The 19,220-nt window shown below is 50.9% G+C and carries 16 protein-coding genes; 5 read left to right on the top strand and 11 right to left on the bottom strand.

All coding sequences use genetic code 11. The features are described 5' to 3' along the window. Positions 1 to 7: 7 nt before the first annotated feature. The 11 genes from ACZ42L_RS08280 to mraZ form a co-directional block, all read right to left on the bottom strand. A complete protein-coding gene (locus tag ACZ42L_RS08280) occupies positions 8 to 802 on the bottom strand; it encodes a cell division protein FtsQ/DivIB (protein ID WP_464698109.1) in 795 nt (264 codons plus the stop codon). Further along, complete coding sequence (gene murC, locus ACZ42L_RS08275; protein ID WP_464698107.1) at positions 799 to 2,172, bottom strand: UDP-N-acetylmuramate--L-alanine ligase; 1,374 nt, start codon at positions 2,170 to 2,172, stop codon at positions 799 to 801. The genes ACZ42L_RS08280 and murC overlap by 4 nt, the downstream gene beginning before the upstream one ends. Positions 2,173 to 2,207: 35 nt before the next feature. Beyond that, complete coding sequence (gene murG, locus ACZ42L_RS08270) at positions 2,208 to 3,323, bottom strand: undecaprenyldiphospho-muramoylpentapeptide beta-N-acetylglucosaminyltransferase (protein ID WP_464715801.1); 1,116 nt, start codon at positions 3,321 to 3,323, stop codon at positions 2,208 to 2,210. A 252-nt stretch (positions 3,324 to 3,575) separates the two neighbouring features. Next, positions 3,576 to 4,856 (bottom strand): FtsW/RodA/SpoVE family cell cycle protein, encoded by a 1,281-nt coding sequence (locus tag ACZ42L_RS08265; RefSeq protein ID WP_464715800.1) that lies wholly within the window; start codon positions 4,854 to 4,856, stop codon positions 3,576 to 3,578. Then, complete coding sequence (gene murD / locus ACZ42L_RS08260) at positions 4,857 to 6,188, bottom strand: UDP-N-acetylmuramoyl-L-alanine--D-glutamate ligase (protein ID WP_464698102.1); 1,332 nt, start codon at positions 6,186 to 6,188, stop codon at positions 4,857 to 4,859. Between the two features lie 47 nt (positions 6,189 to 6,235). Then, complete coding sequence (gene mraY / locus ACZ42L_RS08255; RefSeq protein WP_464698100.1) at positions 6,236 to 7,504, bottom strand: phospho-N-acetylmuramoyl-pentapeptide-transferase; 1,269 nt, start codon at positions 7,502 to 7,504, stop codon at positions 6,236 to 6,238. Positions 7,505 to 7,565: 61 nt separating this feature from the next. Continuing rightward, a complete protein-coding gene (locus tag ACZ42L_RS08250) occupies positions 7,566 to 9,017 on the bottom strand; it encodes a UDP-N-acetylmuramoyl-L-alanyl-D-glutamate--2,6-diaminopimelate ligase (RefSeq protein WP_464715799.1) in 1,452 nt (483 codons plus the stop codon). A gap of 68 nt (positions 9,018 to 9,085) precedes the next feature. Further along, a complete protein-coding gene (locus ACZ42L_RS08245; RefSeq protein WP_464715798.1) occupies positions 9,086 to 11,242 on the bottom strand; it encodes a penicillin-binding protein in 2,157 nt (718 codons plus the stop codon). A 7-nt stretch (positions 11,243 to 11,249) separates the two neighbouring features. Continuing rightward, positions 11,250 to 11,744: an FtsL-like putative cell division protein gene (locus ACZ42L_RS08240; protein ID WP_464698097.1), complete on the bottom strand. Its 495-nt coding sequence runs from the start codon at positions 11,742 to 11,744 to the stop codon at positions 11,250 to 11,252. Further along, entirely contained in the window at positions 11,741 to 12,760 is a 1,020-nt protein-coding gene (gene rsmH, locus ACZ42L_RS08235; RefSeq protein ID WP_464698096.1) for a 16S rRNA (cytosine(1402)-N(4))-methyltransferase RsmH, read from the bottom strand. Before rsmH ends, ACZ42L_RS08240 begins: the two co-directional genes overlap by 4 nt. A 79-nt stretch (positions 12,761 to 12,839) precedes the next feature. After that, the gene (mraZ, locus tag ACZ42L_RS08230; RefSeq protein ID WP_464698095.1) at positions 12,840 to 13,286 is read right to left on the bottom strand and encodes a division/cell wall cluster transcriptional repressor MraZ; all 447 of its coding nucleotides are present in this window, start codon (positions 13,284 to 13,286) and stop codon (positions 12,840 to 12,842) included. A gap of 543 nt (positions 13,287 to 13,829) precedes the next feature. On the opposite strand from mraZ, the gene ACZ42L_RS08225 reads away from it, so the two are divergent. From ACZ42L_RS08225 to ACZ42L_RS08205, 5 genes are all read left to right on the top strand, one after another. Continuing rightward, positions 13,830 to 14,657 (top strand): glycerol acyltransferase, encoded by an 828-nt coding sequence (locus tag ACZ42L_RS08225; protein WP_464698093.1) that lies wholly within the window; start codon positions 13,830 to 13,832, stop codon positions 14,655 to 14,657. A 20-nt stretch (positions 14,658 to 14,677) separates the two neighbouring features. Further along, positions 14,678 to 15,670, top strand: coding sequence for a GNAT family N-acetyltransferase (locus ACZ42L_RS08220; protein ID WP_464698091.1), 993 nt, complete (start codon positions 14,678 to 14,680; stop codon positions 15,668 to 15,670). A 150-nt stretch (positions 15,671 to 15,820) separates the two neighbouring features. Beyond that, positions 15,821 to 16,483 (top strand): winged helix-turn-helix domain-containing protein, encoded by a 663-nt coding sequence (locus tag ACZ42L_RS08215; RefSeq protein ID WP_464698089.1) that lies wholly within the window; start codon positions 15,821 to 15,823, stop codon positions 16,481 to 16,483. 103 nt (positions 16,484 to 16,586) lie between these two features. Next, the gene (locus ACZ42L_RS08210; RefSeq protein ID WP_464715797.1) at positions 16,587 to 18,629 is read left to right on the top strand and encodes a TonB-dependent receptor; all 2,043 of its coding nucleotides are present in this window, start codon (positions 16,587 to 16,589) and stop codon (positions 18,627 to 18,629) included. A gap of 32 nt (positions 18,630 to 18,661) precedes the next feature. After that, a complete protein-coding gene (locus ACZ42L_RS08205) occupies positions 18,662 to 19,153 on the top strand; it encodes a hypothetical protein (RefSeq protein WP_464715796.1) in 492 nt (163 codons plus the stop codon). The last annotated feature ends 67 nt before the right edge of the window (positions 19,154 to 19,220 follow it).

Below are 19,220 nucleotides of genomic sequence, written 5' to 3'. Positions count from 1 at the left end.
TTTCTTATCAATTCAACATTCTTCTTTTGCAGATGATTTGGTTGTCGAACTCCAGGTCTATATAGGAGTATTTGTTCCAACCGGCTTGGGACAGTCCGTAGCGATAGAACTTCTCCAAGCGATTCATCTTCTTGATTACATAGTCTCTTACTTGCTGCTCTCGGTCGGCAGAGTTTCTACCTTCGGGCAGTTGTCCTATGTAGATGACGTGGTCGCCGATGCGTGGTATCAATTCGATTCCGCGGTTTGGCAACACGTTTACTTGCTCTATCTGGTTGCGCCAGAGGTCGTTTTCCATCAGCACCTTACCAAGTGTGGCTATATATTTGGTGGCAAACAGGCGGTTGATGTGGCCTGTCGCAATGACGAGATTAGACGTATAGTGCGAGTTGGGCATGATACAATTCTTGTCGTCCAGGTAATAATCGTCGCCATTGGCCGCTTTGATGCGGATGACCGGAAGCCGCTGGGTGATGCTGATGCACACCTGTCCGTCTTGCGTCTTGTAGCATTCGGCCGTCTTGACGAACGGGCTGGACTTCAACGTTTCCTCTATCTTACGCGCGTCTACATAGCGTATAGGTTTCTCCAGCGGGTAGAGTCGGCTGGTTTCGAGCCGCTTTTTTATCTCTTTCGTGTCTATAAAACCGTTGGTAGCCTCGTCTTTGATGTCGATACTCACCTTGGTACATACGTGGACTGTTTCATCGGGCTTGTTGAAAGCGGTGAAAGCTAGTCCCAGGTAGGCAGCAAGTACGATATCCAGAACGATGGTGAGCGTCTTTTTCCAACGTATTTTCACTTGTTTTCCAAGATTTTAGTCATTTGCGGAACATAGTTGTCTAGATCGCCGGCACCCAATACGATGAGCACGTCGAAGTCGCGCTCTTTCACCAGTGCGAGCACGTCTTCCTTGTGTATCATGCTCTTCTGTACGCCTGGTTTCAGACTATCGTAGATGAGTTGGCTCGTAACCCCCTCGATGGGAAGCTCGCGTGCCGGATAGATGTCGCACAGAATCACCTCGTCCAGCAAGCTCAATGCGTCGGCAAACTCGCTGTAGAAGTCGCGTGTACGGGTATATAGATGTGGCTGGAAGATAGCCGTAATCTTGCGGTCCTTGTAGAGTTCGCGGATGCTCTTGGCACTCTGGTAAATCTCTTTGGGATGGTGGGCATAGTCAGAGAGGAACACGAGCTTCTCGTTCTTAATCTTGAAGTCGAACCGACGCTCCACTCCGTGATAGGTAGACATGCCGTATTTCAGTTCCTGAGCGCTGCATCCGCTCAGTTGGGCCATCGCCATGGCGGCTATTCCGTTCTCTATATTGATGGGGACGGGTTGTCCCAACTGCACATCCTTGACGTTCTCGATGGGCGAAACGAAGTCGAACGTAATCTCGCCGTTGTCGATTCTGATGTTCTCGGCGTGGAAATCTCCCTCGTCCAAGCTGTATTCATACACCTTCACACCTTCGGCCACATGCTGTTTCATCTCCAGGTCCTTGCGCAGAATCAATGCTCCGCCCGGCTGAATCAGCTCGGTATAGTGGCGGAAACTCTCCAGATAAGCCTCTTTCGTGCCATAGATGTCGAGATGGTCGGGGTCGGTCGATGTGATAACACTTATCCATGGCGAGAGCCAATGGAAGCTGCGGTCGAACTCGTCGGCTTCTATCACCACGTACTCGCTGTCGGAGAGGATGTAGTTTGTCCCATAGTTCTTGGATATGCCGCCCAGGAAAGCGTTGCAGTCTACATGGCTCTGGTGCATGATGTGGGCACACATGGTCGACGTGGTGGTCTTCCCGTGTGTGCCGGCTACGCACAATCCCTTGTGGCTACGGGTGAGTGTACCCAGCACCTGTGCGCGTTTCTGTACCTCGAAGCCGTTCTGGCGGAAGTAAGTCAGTTCTTGATGCGATTCGGGAATGGCGGGGGTAAAGATGACCAACGTCGATTCCGGCTTCTTGCATGCGTGCGGAATCTCGTCTATGTTCTCTTCGTAGTGTACGAGCATGCCCTCTTTTTCCAGACGCTGTGTCAGTGCCGATGGGGTCTTGTCGTATCCGGCCACCACCAGCCCTTTGTTGATGAAGTAGCGGGCGATGGCACTCATGCCGATACCCCCGGCTCCAACGAAATATACAGCTTTAATATCTTTCAGTTCCATACTATGGTTTCAATGTCTTGTTTCTTGATGTCGGGTTACTTTTTGCCCCATGCGAGCGCCACCACTTCGTCGGCGATGGTGTCGGCAGAGTTCTGTAATCCCATTTGCTTGATGCTTGCTTCGAGCGAAGCCAGTTTATTGTCGTTTTGCACGGTGTCGATGGCTGTCTTCAGAAGCAGGTCAGCAGCCTCGCTGTCTTTCACGAAGATAGCCGCATTCCTGTTGACGAGTGCCATTGCGTTTTGCGTCTGGTGGTCTTCGGCCACATTGGGCGAGGGTACCAGAATGACCGGCTTGCCGATGAGGCAGAACTCGGATATGCTGCTTGCCCCGGCTCGGCTCACTACCAGGTCGGCGGCTTTGTAGGCTGTCCCCATGTCTGCTATGAAGTCGGTGACGTGCAGTTGGGCCGGCTTGCGGTCGCCCTCCAGTTGCTCGCAGATGGCTTTATGGTACACCTTGCCCGTTTGCAGGATGATTTGTACGTCGCTCTGTGTCAGCATGTCGAGATGTTCGAGGATGCTGTTGTTGATATTTCGTGCCCCCAGACTGCCCCCGATGAAGAGGATGGTCTTGCGGTCGGGCTGTAGCCCGAATGCCTGTCGGGCCTCTTCGCGGCTCATCGGAGCGTCCAGCACGTTCTGACGGACGGGATTGCCGGTCTTGATAATCTTCTCGGCAGGGAAGAAACGCTCCATACCATCGTAGGCCACGCATATCTTGTCGGCCTTCTTGGCCAACAGCTTGTTCGTCACGCCGGCATAGGAATTCTGCTCCTGGATGAGGCAGGGTATTCCCTTGTTGGCACAGACATTCAGTGTCGGGCCGCTGGCATAGCCGCCTACGCCCACAGCCACCATCGGACGGAAGTCGCTGACGATGCGTTTGGCCATGCGCTGGCTTTTCCATATCTTGAAGAGTACGGCGATGTTCTTGAACAGATGTTTACGATCGAATCCGCAAATGGGCAGCCCCTTGATTTCATATCCGGCTGCCGGGACGCGCTGCATCTCCATTCTGCCCTGCGCACCCACGAACAATATCTTTGCTTCGGGATACTTTGTCTTGATGGCATTGGCTATGGAAACCGCCGGAAAGATGTGTCCCCCGGTGCCACCTCCACTGATGATAACCCTTAATTCTTTATCCATTCTTTCTTAAATATACTATATTGCAAAAGTAATCATTTTTTTTCTTTTTCCTTTCTTTTCCCCTATTTTTATTAGCTTCGGGGGCTATGAGCTGCCAATTCCGCCAGACTGTTGCAGCAAGGTTGGTCAGGTCAGTTTTCTGCAGAGCCTTGGCAGCGTTACTGCCTGGCCTTTGCAGCATTGCTGTTCGGGCTTTGCAGTAGTGCTGTTAAGGCCTTGCAGCAATCGCATGTCGGGTTAGCCGTGTAGCTATCAGGCTGTAGGGGCGGTCTTGAGGGTGTTGTGTTCGTCGATAGCCCCTTTTTTCTTGGTTGCCGAACGGCTTACGCTGAGGATAGCACCCAGGTAGACGCAATTGATGATAGACGACGTACCGCCCTTGCTGACCAGTGGCAACGGCTGCCCTGTAACGGGGGCAAGTCCCACGGCCACGCACATGTTGAAGAGTGCCTGGCTCACGAGGAGCAATGCCAACCCCATAGCCAGAAAGGCTGGGAAGTTGTTCTCGCAGCGGTTGGCGATGTAGCCTGTGCGGAAGAGCAGGAAGATATAGAGCGCGGCTACAAAGATTGCACCCGCAATGCCCATCTCCTCGATGATGATGGCAAAGATGAAATCGGAGAAAGCCTGCGACAGGAAATCGCGCTCTTCGGAGTTTCCTGGGCCTTTGCCGATGATGTTGGACGAGGCTACGGCTATGTTGGCATGTGCCACCTGGGCATCCTTGTCGAGGTCTACTTCGCTTGGCTTTATCTCCTTGTTGTCAGAGAACTTCATGATACGCGACTTCCACGTGTCGGCACGGTGGAATATCTTGCCCAGCATACCGGGTTCGCTCTCCTCTTCCTCGACCGGTTCTACCTGCTCTGTCAGGGTTTTCTTCGGATTCTCTGCCGCCTTGTCGTGTCCGAGTATCATCACGAGAGCGAAGACTCCTACTATCGACAGCGTCGTGACGCCGAGCAGCTTGCCCAGTTGGGGCATGGGGATGCGCCCGATGACCATCATCATGAAGATGACCAGGCAGATGAGGGCGGCGGTGGAGAGATTCTCGACCATGATGAACGGCACGATAAACAGGCACACGATGAGAATGTACTTGAACGCGTTCTTATCGGCCCCCGTGGGTGTCTGCATGGCACTGAGTATCTGGGCCGTGGCCAGCACGAGTGCGCCTTTGGCTATCTCTGAGGGCTGGAACTGCATGCCGAGGAATCCTATCCAGCGTTGTGCGCCGTTGGTAGACTGCCCGGCGATAATCACCCATAGCAGGGTGAGGAGCGAGAAGCCCAGCAGGAAGGGGGTGAGAATCTTGAAATATTTGCACTTGATGTTGAGGGTTACGAGCATGAAGAAGAATCCCATCAGGAGTATCGCCATGTGCTTGATCATCGGTGTCCAGTAGCTTCCGCCCTTGTAGGTGAGCGAAGAGGACGCCGAGAATACCTCGACGATGCTGATGACACAGAGGAAGAAGAATATCATCCATATCACCTTGTCGCCTTTGAAAATATTTGCCAGTTTCTTATCCATTTACAGATTTCTTACCAATGTCTTGAATTGTTCGCCGCGGTCTTCCATGTTCTTGAACAGGTCGAAGCTTGCGCAGCACGGACTGAGGAGTACGGTGTCGCCCGGTTGGGCCAGTTCGTAGCAGGCCGCCACGCACTCTTGCATGCTGTGGGTGTCGCGAATCTCGACTCCGAGCGTGTCGAAGTTGTCGTGAAGTTTCTGGTTGTCAGCACCCAGATAGACCACGGCGCGGCACTTCTGCTTCACCAATTCCTTGATGGGGGTGTAATCGTTGCCCTTGTCCTTGCCTCCGATGATGAGCACGGTGGGTGTCTTCATGCTTTCGAGTGCATACCAGCAGGCGTCTACGTTGGTGGCCTTGGAGTCGTTGATATACTGCACGCCACGCACCTTGCACACCTTTTCCAGGCGATGTTCCACGCCGGGGAAATCGCTCAGGCTCTGTCTGATGATGTCTTTTCTTATCCCTGCGATGTTGGTAGCGATGCCGGCAGCCAGGCTGTTGTATATGTTGTGCTTGCCGGTGAGCGAGAGTTCTTCCTGTTCCATGTTGAATGGAGTGGGATATTCTATCTTGTACTGCCCCTCTTCGATGTATCCTATAGAGCCTTTCTCCTTGAGTTCGGAGAACGGACACAACACGGCCTTGATGTCATACTTGTCGAGTTCGCGCTTGATGATGGGGTCGTCACCCCAGAAGATGAAGCTGTCTTCCTTGGTCTGGTTTTGCAGTATGCGCATCTTGGAGTCTACATAGTTCTGCATGTTGAACTCGTAGCGGTCCAAGTGGTCGGGGGTGATGTTGAGCAGGATGGCGATGTTGGCACGGAAGTCGAACATGTCGTCGAGTTGGAAACTGCTCAGTTCAATGATATAATACTCGTGCGGGTCTTCGGCCACCTGCAAGGCCAGGCTCTTACCGATGTTGCCTGCCAGTCCGGCATCGTATCCGGCTGCCTTGAAGATGTGGTAGATGAGCGAGGTAGTGGTGGTCTTGCCGTTGCTACCGGTGATACATACCATGTGGGAATGGGTGTAACGGCCGGCAAACTCTATTTCGCTGATGATATGGATGCCCTGATTGAGTATCTTTTGGACCATAGGTGCTTCTTTCGGAATGCCCGGACTCTTGATGACTTCATCGGCATTGAGTATCTTCTCTTCGGTGTGTCGGCCCTCTTCCCACTCTATCCCGTGGTCGTCGAGCATCTTCTTATATCGGTCTTTGATGGCCGACATGTCTGATACAAATACGTCGAATCCTTTCTTCTTGGCTAGTACGGCTGCTCCTGCACCGCTCTCTCCAGCTCCTAAAACTACGATTCTGCTCATGTTGTTGTTATGATTGGCTTGATAGGACCTATAGGTCTAATCGCTTGTTATCTTATTTTCAGTGTGATAATGGTCAGTGCCGCAAGGATAATGGTGATAATCCAGAAGCGTATGGTAATCTTTGATTCGTGCTTGGCACCGTGTGGACGCGAGATGAGGTAGCGGCATTCGGGATCCAGCTGGTCGTCGGTGGTGCGGAAATTGTCGTGTATCGGTGTACGTTTGAAGACGCGTTGCTTGATGCCTTTGCGCTTACCCAGCTTGTAGTAGTATACCTGTATGATGACGCTGAGGCTCTCGACAAAGAAGATACCGCACAGGATGGGCAGCAACAGTTCCTTGTGTATGATGATAGCACCGACTCCGATGATGCCTCCGATGGTGAGCGAACCGGTGTCGCCCATGAATACTTGGGCCGGATAGGCATTGTACCAGAGGAATCCGATGAGTGCACCGACGAAGGCACACATGAATACCACCAGTTCCTGAGAGCCGGGAATATACATGATGTTCAGGTAGGAGGCAAACTCTATATGGCTGCTCACGTAGGCCAGAATACCCAGTGTGACGCCGATGATGGCCGAGTTGCCGGCACACATGCCGTCCATTCCGTCGTTCAGGTTAGCACCGTTGGATACCGCCGTGACCACGAGAATGGTCATAATGACGAAGAGTACCCAGCCGGCTGCGGTACTGTATTTACCGAAGAATCCCATCATCCGCGAGTAGTCCAGATTGTGGCCCTTGATGAAGGGGATGGTGGTCTTGAGCGATTTACGGCTGTCGGCACGGTGTTTGACCACCAGTTCCTGCCCTTGTTTCTCTATGGCGATGTTTTCATTGACCTTGACATCGGGCGACATCCATAGCACCAGGCCCACAATGAGACCGATACCAATCTGTCCGATAATCTTATATTTGCCCTTGAGTCCTTCCTTGTTGCGATGGAAAATCTTGATAAAATCGTCCATTCCACCGAGGAAACCGAGCCAAAGGGTGGTGATAATCATCAGAATGAGATAGATGTTGCGTAGTCGGCCGAGCAATAATACGGGAATGAGGATGGCTACGATGATGATGATACCGCCCATCGAGGGTACGCCTATTTTCTTTGTTCCGAACGGGTCGATACTTGCGTCGCGCTGTGTCTCGGTGATTTGCTTCTTCTTGAGGTAGGCAATGAACTTCTCGCCAAACCATGCTGAGATGGCCAGAGAGAAGATGAGAGCCAGCAGGGCACGAAAAGAAATGTAGCCCCAGAGGTGTGCTCCGGAGATTCCATACTCTTCTAGAAATCTGAAAAGATAGTACAGCATAGTGTTTTATTTCTTTGGTTGCGGATGAATCCTGTTAGTCTGATTGGGCTGACGAATTGCGTCAGTTGTTGAAAATCTCTCTTACTATCTCGCGGTCGTCGAAGTGGTGCTTTACGCCCTTGATGTCCTGATAGTCCTCGTGTCCCTTGCCGGCAATGAGTATCACGTCGCCTTTCTTCGCCATCATGCACGCTGTGCGGATGGCTTCTTTCCTGTCTATGATGCTGACAACCTTCTTGAGCTGTTGGTTGTTGAGTCCGTCGAGCATGTCGTTGATGATGTCTTGCGGTTCTTCGAAGCGGGGATTGTCGCTTGTAATGATGACCTTGTCGCTCTGTTTCACCGCTTCCTGTGCCATTAGAGGACGTTTGCCCTTGTCACGGTTGCCACCTGCACCGCATACGGTGATGACCTGGCCCTTGCCGTTGAGTACTTCGTGTACGGCATTGAGCACGTTTTCCAGTGCATCGGGGGTGTGGGCATAGTCCACGATGGCTGTGAACCCTTCGGGAGAATGGATGGGTTCGAGTCGACCACTGACGCTATGCAGGGTGCTCAGGGCCACCAATACATCTTCGGGGCGTTCGCCTAGCATGATGGCAGCGCCGTAGACGGCGAGCAGATTGCTCACGTTAAATTTGCCAATGAACTGTACGCCCACCTCGCGACCGTCGATTTCGAGGTACATTCCTTCGAAGTGGCATTCCAGGATGCGTGCCCTGAAGTCGGCCATGCTGCGTGTGCTGTAGGTCTTGACGGTGGCTTTGGTATTCTGCACCATCACCATGCCGTTCTTGTCGTCGGCATTTGTGATGGCAAAGGCATCTTTGCCGAGACCGTCGAAGAAGGCTTTCTTGGCATCGCGATAGTTCTCGAAGGTCTTATGGTAGTCCAGATGGTCGCGTGTAAGGTTCGTGAACAGGCCACCGGTAAACTTCAATCCGCCGATACGTTTCTGCGCAATGGCGTGCGAAGAACATTCCATGAACGCGTATTCACATCCAGCCTCCACCATCTTGCCGAGCAACATGTTCAGTTCTATGGGGTCGGGTGTGGTGTGATCGGTAGGAATTGCCTCGTCTTCTATGTAGTTGCAAACCGTCGAGAGTAGCCCGCATTTGTAGCCCAACTTGCGGAACATATTATATAATAAGGTGGCAATGGTGGTTTTTCCGTTGGTTCCGGTGACGCCGATGAGCTTCAGCTTGCGCGAAGGATTGCCATAGAACAAGGTGGCCACTTTGCCTACTGCATCTTCGGTAGATTCCACTTGCACGTAAGTTACGCCCTCGGCCGGCTCTTCGGGCATGTCTTCGCAGAGTACGGCAACAGCCCCTAGCTCTATGGCCTTGGGTATAAACTTGTGCCCGTCTACCTGTGTTCCCTTCATGGCAACGAACAAATGCCCCTTTGCAATGCGGCGTGAGTCGATGTTTACTCCTGTGATGTCAACGTCGGTATTACCTTCCAGTTGGAGCGGCTTGACGTTTTTCAGCAATTCTGTTAGTTTCATTGTCTTTCTTATCTTTGTAGATGAGAAGGCCGTCGCTTTCGTTCCGGATTTCCATCTTATATTTATATTCACTCTAAAGTCAGTACAATCTTTTGTTTCTTGGTCACCTTGTGGCCGGGTTCGAGCGATTGTTTCACTACTTTTCCGCGCCCTACGAGGTATGTTTTCACCCCTCTGCTCTCCAGTAGGAATACGGCATCGCGTGCTCCCATGTTGTGCACGTCGGGTATTACGCTATGTCCATAGGTCTTTTCACGTGTCAGGCTCACGCCGTTCTTGCCCTGGATGCGAGCCTTTCCCCATATAGGATTGCCGTCGGCATACGAGCCTCCCCATCCTTTATTGGTATTGATGCCCAGATGAGACAGCACGTAGTCGGCGGCCAGGATATTTCCGTCCTTCACGTCGGGTACGAAGACGGAAGCCGAGTCGCGTGCATCTGTCACGTGCAGTTTCAGACTTTGCGCCATGATACCTTCTGCGATGTCGTGGAATACCACGCCGCTCATGCCACCACCCGATGCCGGTAGACCGCTCTTCTGGATGCAGACGATGCAGCTGTAACGCGGTGCGTCGTCGGGGAAATAGCCTGCAAAGCTCAGCAGATAGTTCGTCTGGCCGGTCTTGTAACCTCCCGCTCCTTGCGAAATCTGTGCTGTTCCGGTTTTACCTGCCACCCTGAACGACGGGGAGCCGGCTTTCTTGCCCAGTCCCTGGCTCACTACATGGTCCAGAATCGTCTGAATCTCGCGCAGTGTCTTGTCGCTACAGATGCGTGCACGCATCACCTGGGGAGGGAAATCCATGATGACTTCGCCGTTTTTCACCACCTGTTTGACGAATCGCGGACGCATCATCCTCCCGTTGTTTGCTATCGTATTATAGAATGTAAGGGTCGAAATCGGCGGTATCTGTGTCTCATAGCCGATACTCATCCACGGCAACGACGTCTTGCTCCAGTTGACATACTGTCCGCGTGCATTCTTTTTCGGCATGCGGATACGTGCTGTGGTGGCACCGACAAGCGGAATATGTAGGTTGTCGGCTAGTCCGGTACGGTATATTCCACGCACAAACTTCTCCGGATTGTTATGGTAATGGTCGTCTACAATGCGACTGACACCGATGTTCGAACTATACATCAAGCTCTGGGGAAGCGTGATGAGCCCGTAACCTCCGCGTCGCCAGTTATGGTCTTTCATCTCTCTGCCATACATGGGCCATACGCCACCGGCCGTTTCCACGGTGTACGAAGTGTCCACCATGCCGTCTTCAAGGGCCGTAAGGATGGCGGCGGGCTTGAACACAGAGCCGGGTTCTAGCAGGTCGCTCACTGCGTGGTTGTGTATTTCGCGGTATTCGCCGTCTACACACTTCTCCATGTTCACGATAGCCTTCACGTCGCCGGTAGCCACTTCCATCACGATGGCCACGCCGACATTGGCATTGATGAGCTTCAACTCGTCGAGCAGGGCGCGTTCGGCCAAGTCTTGCATGCCTACGTCGATGGTCGTTACGATGTCAGCACCGTCGATAGGAGGAGTGTCCATGATGTCGAGGAACTTGTTGAGTACCTTGCGACGGTGGATGATACCGTGTGTTCCGCGCAGAATGGAGTCGTAAGAGAGTTCCAGCCCGAATCTCGCCGTATCTTTAGCACCGAACATCGTACCGATGGTACGGCCCGCCAGAGAACCGAAAGCGCGCTTGCGGGCATTGAATTCTTCGTAATGGAATCCACCTTTATAAGATGTAAGTCTGAAGACGGGCAGCGCTTTCACTTCGGTGAACGTGTTGTAGTCGATGCGCTTAGTCCATATTGGCCAGTTGCGGCTTTTCTTGCTTCTGCCCTCTGCCAGTTCGCGTTTGAAGACCGATGCAGGCTTTTCGGGAAAGATGGCAGCCAGTCCCTGGCAGATGGAGTCTACTTTTGTGTCCCACAACGAGTCGTTGCCGGCGTCGGTGAGTGCCTTGAAGTCCATGAATATCTTGAACTCCGGGAGCGAACTGGCCATCAGTTGACCGTCGCAGCTCAGGATGTTTCCTCTGACAGGTTTCACGCTCACGCTGTCTTTCTTCACGCGTTCGGCCACTTGCATCCAGTAGTTTCGCTTGGCGGTCATGAGATATAGTGTCTTCCCTATCACCGCAAAGGCAATCAGTGTCATCACAATGGCGATGGCACTGTAGCGAGGCATTATTTTCTTATATTCAAACTTACTCATGAATCACTTATTTCCCGTCGGGCACATTGATAATATATGGCGGTTGATTGGCTATCTTCAGGGTGCTGTCGTTGCTGTTCTTGAGCATTTCAAGCACATGACTCTCGCGGCAAAGCTCTGTCAGGTTACTGCTGCTCGACAAGGCTTTGTACTTCGTATCCTGCAATGTCTTGTTCAGGCGGTCTATCTCTATGAGGTCTTTCTGCACACTGTAGCGATTGGCCGTATATACGATGGCAAAGAACGTGATGAGCAGAAACACGCCTATCTGGCGGCGGATGGCCTGCGTGTTGAGTATGTCTCCACCCAGAATCTTGCGCAGCGTGAAGTCGGAAGAGTGGGGGGCTTCGCCTTCTGTGGCCTGCTCCTCGATGGTTTCTTTCAGCGACAAGCCCGCAGTGTCATGCTCTGCGTCCTCACTTTTCGTGCCGGTAGCCTTGGAAGGGATGCTTTTTACCTCTTCTTTCTTCTTGATATCTATGTCTTGTTCGGTCTTGTTCATTTCTTTGCTGCGATTCTTAGTTTGGCACTGCGGCTGCGTGGATTAGCCGTCTGTTCGTCGTTGTCGGGTACTATCACTTTGTTGTTGACCAGGGTCAAAGGTGTTTCTATCCGCCCGAAGAAGTCCTGTACCACCTTTCCTTCCACGTTGCCTGTCTTCATAAAGTTCTTCACGATGCGGTCTTCCAGGCTGTGGTAGGTGATGACCGAGAGTCTGCCGCCTTGGCAGAGCAGTTCGCTGGCGGCCGTCAGCATCTCCTTGAGCGCATCCATCTCGTGGTTCACTTCGATACGCAATGCCTGGAACAGGCGCGCCATGTCTTTCTTCTCGCGTTCGCGCTTGAACAGTGGTTCCATCACGGCGAGGAATTCCTGTGTGGTCTCGATGCGCTTGGTGGCCCTGCTTTTGACGATGGCCGAGGCGATACGATAAGAGTTTTTCAATTCGCCATACAGATAGAATATGTCGGCCAGCTTCTCTTCCGGATAATCGTTGACGATGTCTGCGGCCGTCGTGCCGGCCCGTTTGTTCATGCGCATGTCGAGTGGCCCGTCGAAACGGAACGAGAAACCGCGTGTCTCGTCGTCGAAATGATGGCTCGACACGCCTAGGTCGGCCAGCAGTCCGTCTATATGCTCTACGCCATAATAGCGCATCCAGTTTTTCAAATATCTGAAGTTCGATCGTACAAAAGTGAATCGCGGCTCATCGGTGAATCTTGTCTCCTGTGTCCCGTCCTCACTTTCAGCCTGATAGATGTTCTGCTCGGCGTCGGCGTCCTGGTCGAAGCTGTATAAATGAGCATCTTGTGGCAGTTGCGCGAGTATCTCCCGGCTATGGCCGCCACCCCCGAACGTGACATCGACATATATTCCGCCGGCATGGATATTCAGTCCGTCAATGCTGGGATGGAGCAATACGGGAGTGTGGTACGACACCTCTTCCCGTCGCTCTCCTTGTGGCAGAGCGTCGTTATTCGCCTTGGTTCTCGTCTGGTGATATTTGGTCTTTGCCATGTCTGCGGTCTTTATCTTTTTTCTTTCTCTCCTTGGGATTAGGGATGTTGATGGATGTGGGGGGCAGGGCTTCGGTTGTCTATTCTCCCGTCCCCATTGCTTCCAGTGCTTTTCCAAACTCTTCGCTGTCCATGAAAGGCTTGTCATCGGTGTGCCGACTCCATATCTCAATGGTGTCGTCCATGCCTATGAACTTGATTTCCTGCTCGATACCGGCCAGTTTCAGGTAGCGTTTCGGAATCAGGAAGCGCCCGTTTCCGTCGAGTGTCAGTATCTCTACATCTGATACAAACTGTCTGAAGATTTGTTGGTCTTTCGCGTTCCAGCGGTTCAGGCGTTGGCGTAGGAAGTCGAGCTGGGTGTCCCAGACCGATTGCGGATACAACACCAGGCAGGGCTGGAATACGTCTTTGCGCATGATGAGGCATTCCTCGCCCGATGCTTGGAGCACCTTGCGGAATGTAGCCGGCAGAAATGCCCTGCCTTTGGCGTCGGTTTTGGCCTCGATGTTACCTAAAAAGCGCATGCGTTCTTATATAATATGAAATTTCGCTTCAAAGATACATAAAATTCCCCATTATCCTCCACTTTCCCCCACAAATCTTTTTAAAACCCTTATTTTTTGATTTAAACGGAATCGGCTTGTCTTTTTGAGGTCTTCGACATCGTAGCATAGGGAGTGGTCTGAATCTCCAGGGCAAGATGAATATGTTTAGCTCTTATATTGGTATAACGTCCTTTGTATCAGTCGTTTGTATGATTTGTGAGGACATTTTAGCCAGTTCGTTCGTTCAAAATTCTAAAACTAAAAAACTGCAAGGCCTCGGCAGCGTTGCTGTTTGGCCTTTGCAGCATTGCTGTTCGGGTCTTGCAGCGATACTGCCGAAGCCTTGCAGTTTTTTGATGAACGAGTGGTTGGGATGGCAAGTGGATGTCGAGTGGAGGGATTTTGCCGTACATGGTTTTGAAATATATATTTCAATCGTCAAAAAAATACAATAAAAAACCGTCAGGATGTAACTTAATTAAAAAACTTATGTTATTTTTGCATGTAGTTAGTGTTAGTTGAATGAGTGAAAGTATAGAGAATACAATCGACATTGATGATATTCTGAAAAGCAAGATGGGAGCAAAGGCTCGCTATGTTCCCAGTTTTGTCGTGTCGTGGCTCAAGCATGTTGTCCATCAAGACGAGGTGAACCGTTATCTCTGGGAAAGCCGGGATAAGGTGGGTACTGACTGGCTTGAGGAGTGTGTGCGCTATCTTGACATGACGCTCGATATCGTAGGCATGGAGAATCTGCCCGACAAGAACGATGGAAAACTCTACACTTTCGTGTCCAATCATCCCTTGGGAGGTGCCGACGGAGTGGCATTAGGCTCTATCATCGGCCGACACTACGATGGGCGTTTTCGCTATTTGGTGAACGACTTGTTGCTCAATCTGCCCGGATTGAAACCTGTGAGCATCGGTATTAACAAGACCGGAGGCCAGGGTCGCAACTTCCCTGCGATGGTGGAAGCTGGTTTTCAGAGCGACAACCATATGCTGATGTTCCCGGCAGGACTTTGCAGTCGCAAGACAGATGGGCAAATACGCGATATTCCTTGGAAAAAGACTTTCATCTCAAAGAGCGTGGAATATCAGCGCGATGTAGTGCCTATCCATTTCGGTGGGCAAAATTCAGAGAAGTTCTATCGTATTGCCAATATCTGCAAATCGCTCGGATTGAAATTCAACGTAGCCATGCTGTTCTTGGTTGATGAGATGTACAAGAACGTGCATAAGACTTTCCGCGTAGCCATCGGGAAACCTATTCCCTGGCAAACTTTTGATAAGAGCAAATCTTCGATGGAATGGGCGAAATTCGTTGAAGACCGTGTGTATGAATTATAATAAAGACCAAATAAGAGCAAATGGAAGAAGAGATTATCCAGCCAGTCAGTAGAGAGTTGCTCAAAAGCGAACTGACGCCCGACAAGCAGCTCCGCATGACCAACAAGAGTCACAATGAAATCTACATTGTTACGGGCAACGACTCTCCAAACGTGATGCGCGAGATCGGGCGTTTGCGTGAAATTGCTTTCCGTAGTGCAGGGGGTGGAACAGGCAAGTCGATGGATATCGACGAGTTCGACGAGGGCGACAACTGCTACAAACAGTTGATAGTATGGAATCCCGATGCCGACGAGATTATCGGAGGATACCGTTATCAGTACGGCTCTGACTGGAAACTGAACGCCGACGGGCAGCCGGCTTTGGCCACAAGTCACATGTTCCATTTCTCCGATGAGTTCATGAAAAACTACATGCCTTATACTGTTGAGTTGGGGCGTTCGTTTGTTTCGCTGGAATACCAGAACGTACGCACAAATTCAAAATCCATTTTTGCACTTGATAATCTTTGGGATGGATTGGGAGCTTTGACGGTTATCAATCCCAAGCTGAAGTATTTCTTCGGCAAGATGACGATGTATCCGTCTTACATCCGTCGTGGTCGCGACATGATACTCTACTTCCTGAAAAAGCATTTCGATGATAAAGACCGTCTGATTCTGCCGATGAAACCGCTGAAAATAGAGACTGATGACGAAGAATTGGAATCTATCTTCACGGCAACCGACTTCCGTGAAGACTATAGAATCTTGAATCGGGAAATAAGAAAGTTGGGCTACAACATTCCGCCCTTGGTGAATGCCTATATGAATCTCAGCCCGACGATGAAGCTATTCGGTACGGCTATCAACTACGGATTTGGTGATGTGGAGGAAACGGGTATCCTGATAGCCGTCGACGAGATATTGGAAGAGAAGCGGGTACGCCATATCGACAGCTTTATCAAGGAGCATCCGGAAGCCCTGAAAATCACGAGTGGAGCAAACAACGTGATTTATAAGGACAAGGCTTGAGCGGTTTTGCGTTGCCGGTCATTTTCCAGCTTCCTTTATTTTCTGTATATTTGCACAAATGACAAGTCTATGATGAAGCCACACGTATCCATATTGATATTTGTATTCTTTATACTTGCTTCTGTCTGGTCGAGTATAGGGAGTTACAGAATGACGAGAGACCGTATTGTTTCAGACTTGAATCAAGCCCTGGAAAAGACGTTGAGGCAGCAGGCCGGAGACGAAATCACTCCCGATACGATTCGTATCTACCGTAGTTTCCTGACTATCAAACCGCTCCGTAAGCGTGCCTACGTCACTTATTGTACCCGCGAAGACAAGGGCGATATGGCTTGCAGCGACTCGATGAAATGGCGCGAAAAAGGCGGTAACGTGCATTTGAGGGCTTATGCCAACTGCTCCGTGGCCACTATCTTTGCCTTGTCCGACCAACGGTTGTCCCTCTTGTTTTCGTTGTTGGCGATAAGTTGGTTGGCTTTTTCGCTTTATACCAATAGGAAGTATCAGCAGGAAAAACTTGTAACCGTGGGTACTTTATCTTATTCCTCCAACCGGAATATCTTTTATGATGCTCGGCGTCAGCCCCTGCATTTCACTCCGATGCAGCATCAGCTCATGCAGATGTTCCTGGCCGACAATGGCAGAAGCCTCTCTAAACAAGCCATTTGCGATGCTTTCTGGCCAAAGAAGGACGACCCCAGTGAGACGCTTTATACGCTGATACGCCGACTGAAGACGGCGATAGAGCAGCATACGAATCTGAGTATTGTGTCGGAACGCGGCTCGCATTATCGGCTTAAGGAGAAATCATAATCTTCGGTAGAAGTGAGTTGTCAGATAATTGTCAGCTACTTTCTTTTAGTTTGTATTCCTGAAGTTTCTATTTTTGCAGCAAATCAACTTAAAATCTGCAAAGATGAAACAAACAGTATTATTGCTTATCTTATTATTTTGTAGTGCTGAAGTGCCGGCACAAGACGAGAAGACCGTCGACCTTGACGGCATAGAGGTTCGGGCTTCCCGTGTGATAATCCGTCCGGATGGGCGAAAGTTGATTCCGTCTGACAAGCAGAAGGCTGCTTCTACTTCGGGTTATAGCTTGCTCAACAAGCTCTCCCTGCCCAATCTGCGTGTTGATGAAGTGACAAATTCTATTACGGCTTTGGGAAACAAGGGTATGGTACAGGTGCTAATCAACAATCGGAGTGCATCTGTGGAAGATATGTTGTCGCTATCTCCTCAAAGTGTAAAATCGGTCGATTTCATCGAGAATCCTGGTCTGAGATATGGTACAGACGTTGCCTACGTGGTTCATATCCACACGCTGCGCGCCGTCAGTGGCTATACCGTGGGCTTCAATGGGCTGAACTCGCTGACGGCACTGTACGGACACAATACGGTCTATGGACAACTGAATCGTGGGAACAGCGAGTTTGGTGTGTCTTACAATTCAGGTTATGTCAGCCGTTCGGCTTCTGACTACGATGAACAGTCTTTTTACCATCTGGCCGACCAGACGGTTCGCTCCATTACCAGGCGCAATGTGGACGGCAAAATGAGTAGTCTTAATCACGGTGTTCAGTTGAAATACACGCTGGCAGACTCTTCCTCTTATGTCTTCCAAGCTTCGTTGAATGGCCAATTCTCGCGTATTCCCAAGAATTCCATGACCCGTGAGTTGCAGGATGGAACTGATTATACGCTCTCGCATAGCTCGAACAGGGAGACCTCGTCCAGTCCTTCTCTAGACCTTTACTTCTATCGGGCGTTGGGAAAGCGACAGGAACTGACCCTGAATGTTGTGGGTACGTTGATTGATACGTATTGGAAACAGACCGACGACGAGGGGGAAGACTATCGCTATTCGGTCGATGGGAAGACCTATTCCCTGCTGAGCGAGGCGGTCTATGAGCATCGGCTTCAGCCTTTCACCTTTTCGCTTGGTGCGCATTATTCCCTGAAATATACGGCCAATCAATATTCGGGGAATGTGGAATCGCTGAATCATATCCATACATCAAGTGGCGATGTCTACGGTGAGATAGCAGGCAGTTGGGGGCGTCTGCGCTATAAGGCCGATGTGGGGATAACCCAAAGCCGTTGTCGGCAAGATAGTTTCCGCGATAGGTTTTGGATGTTCAGGCCCAAGCTCTCGCTTGGCTATCCGATGACAGACCGACTGTATTTGTCCTACACCTTTGATACCTATAAGCATGTGTCGCGCATAGCCTTGACCAGTGATGTCCGTATTCGTCAGAACAGCATGGAGTGGCTGGTGGGAAATCCTAATCTTCAACCGGCGCGTTTGCGTGAACACCAGGCCCGTTTCACGTATCAAACGCCAAGACTCACGGCAAATCTGGTGGGTACTTATCGTCTTGTGCCACATTCCAACATGGTGGTCTATGAGCGCACGAATGATAATCTGTTTATCCAGACGCAGCGCAATCAGCGTGGCGTCAGCTTTCTGGTCGTTCAGGCAACGGGACGATATGATGTGATACCCGAAAAACTCATCGTCTCCATGAACGGCGGTATCAATCGGTTCTGGAATCGTGGCGACGCCTATACGCATACCTACACCTCCTATTCTTACGGTGCTTCGGTGCAGGCTTATCTTGGTAAGTGGACGTTGATGGGGCTTTTTGACAACGGATGGGGCTGGATGGAAGGAGAAGGGGTTGGCATCTCAGGCTCTGCCAGCAGCATTCAAGCTACTTACCGAATCAGGAATGGAAGCATATCGCTTCATTGGAATAATCCTTTTCAAGCCCATCCGCGGAGTCTGAAAAGCGAAGTGAGGAGCAGTCTCATCCAGAAATACATAACGACCCGCTACAGACATCAGGGGAATATGGTGAGTCTGAATTTCACATGGCGGCTCTCGCGCGGTCAGAAGTATAGGGATGTGCAGCGTACTTTGCAGAACAAGGAGACCGATGCCGGTATCTTGAAGTGATATACCATTGTGGATTTAACGTGTTTCTGCGTATGAGGAAGATACTGTTTATCCTGGTTGTGTTTGTCGGTGTGTGTTTCTTGATAGAGAGACTTATGCCCGTGGGGGACAGAAGACCCTTTCCTCAGGCTTTTCGCGAGGGTATGAATGCGGTGAAATGGGCTAAATTTGTGGATTCGGCCTATTGCTACACCTTTCTTTATCCCTCGTTCTTTGTGCGCGAAGAGCGTGTGGACGGGGCAGTGGCTTTCGGTTATCACGCCCACGGAATGAACGTAGTTTTGGAGAGCAGGGTGTCTGATGCCGACGATCAACGGCACTTGGAATATATCCGTGAGGGTGAGCTGGAGGAATCGAAAGACTACCGTTATTATGTGCATGGCATCCAACGGAGTGGCAAATTGTATTCGCTTGCGCTCTATTATCCTGCCGAATACCGCCAGTGCATGCAGCGTCTGATATGGAAAGTGAAGACCTGGAGATGCGAAACGGTCAAGTTGCAGATGTCTCAGTATGCCCAGTAGCCGGGGAAGGGATTGGAAGCGAATTACTGCAAGGCTCTGGCAGTGTTGCTGTTTGGCCTTTGCAGCG

It is taken from the genome of Prevotella mikamonis (assembly GCF_055381405.1).
Note: the sequence above shows the minus strand (reverse complement) of the source record. Positions and strands in the feature narration are given on the sequence as shown.

Coding starts and splice junctions, on each gene's coding strand:
- mraY (WP_464698100.1), bottom strand. CDS start 7,504: ATGCTGTACTATCTTTTCAGATTTCTAGAAGAGTATGGAATCTCCGGA.
- rsmH (WP_464698096.1), bottom strand. CDS start 12,760: ATGGCAAAGACCAAATATCACCAGACGAGAACCAAGGCGAATAACGAC.
- murG (WP_464715801.1), bottom strand. CDS start 3,323: ATGGATAAAGAATTAAGGGTTATCATCAGTGGAGGTGGCACCGGGGGA.
- ACZ42L_RS08215 (WP_464698089.1), top strand. CDS start 15,821: ATGACGAGAGACCGTATTGTTTCAGACTTGAATCAAGCCCTGGAAAAG.
- ACZ42L_RS08210 (WP_464715797.1), top strand. CDS start 16,587: ATGAAACAAACAGTATTATTGCTTATCTTATTATTTTGTAGTGCTGAA.
- ACZ42L_RS08220 (WP_464698091.1), top strand. CDS start 14,678: ATGGAAGAAGAGATTATCCAGCCAGTCAGTAGAGAGTTGCTCAAAAGC.
- ACZ42L_RS08240 (WP_464698097.1), bottom strand. CDS start 11,744: ATGAACAAGACCGAACAAGACATAGATATCAAGAAGAAAGAAGAGGTA.
- murD (WP_464698102.1), bottom strand. CDS start 6,188: ATGAGCAGAATCGTAGTTTTAGGAGCTGGAGAGAGCGGTGCAGGAGCA.
- mraZ (WP_464698095.1), bottom strand. CDS start 13,286: ATGCGCTTTTTAGGTAACATCGAGGCCAAAACCGACGCCAAAGGCAGG.
- ACZ42L_RS08225 (WP_464698093.1), top strand. CDS start 13,830: ATGAGTGAAAGTATAGAGAATACAATCGACATTGATGATATTCTGAAA.
- ACZ42L_RS08250 (WP_464715799.1), bottom strand. CDS start 9,017: ATGAAACTAACAGAATTGCTGAAAAACGTCAAGCCGCTCCAACTGGAA.
- ACZ42L_RS08265 (WP_464715800.1), bottom strand. CDS start 4,856: ATGGATAAGAAACTGGCAAATATTTTCAAAGGCGACAAGGTGATATGG.
- ACZ42L_RS08245 (WP_464715798.1), bottom strand. CDS start 11,242: ATGAGTAAGTTTGAATATAAGAAAATAATGCCTCGCTACAGTGCCATC.
- murC (WP_464698107.1), bottom strand. CDS start 2,172: ATGGAACTGAAAGATATTAAAGCTGTATATTTCGTTGGAGCCGGGGGT.
- ACZ42L_RS08205 (WP_464715796.1), top strand. CDS start 18,662: ATGAGGAAGATACTGTTTATCCTGGTTGTGTTTGTCGGTGTGTGTTTC.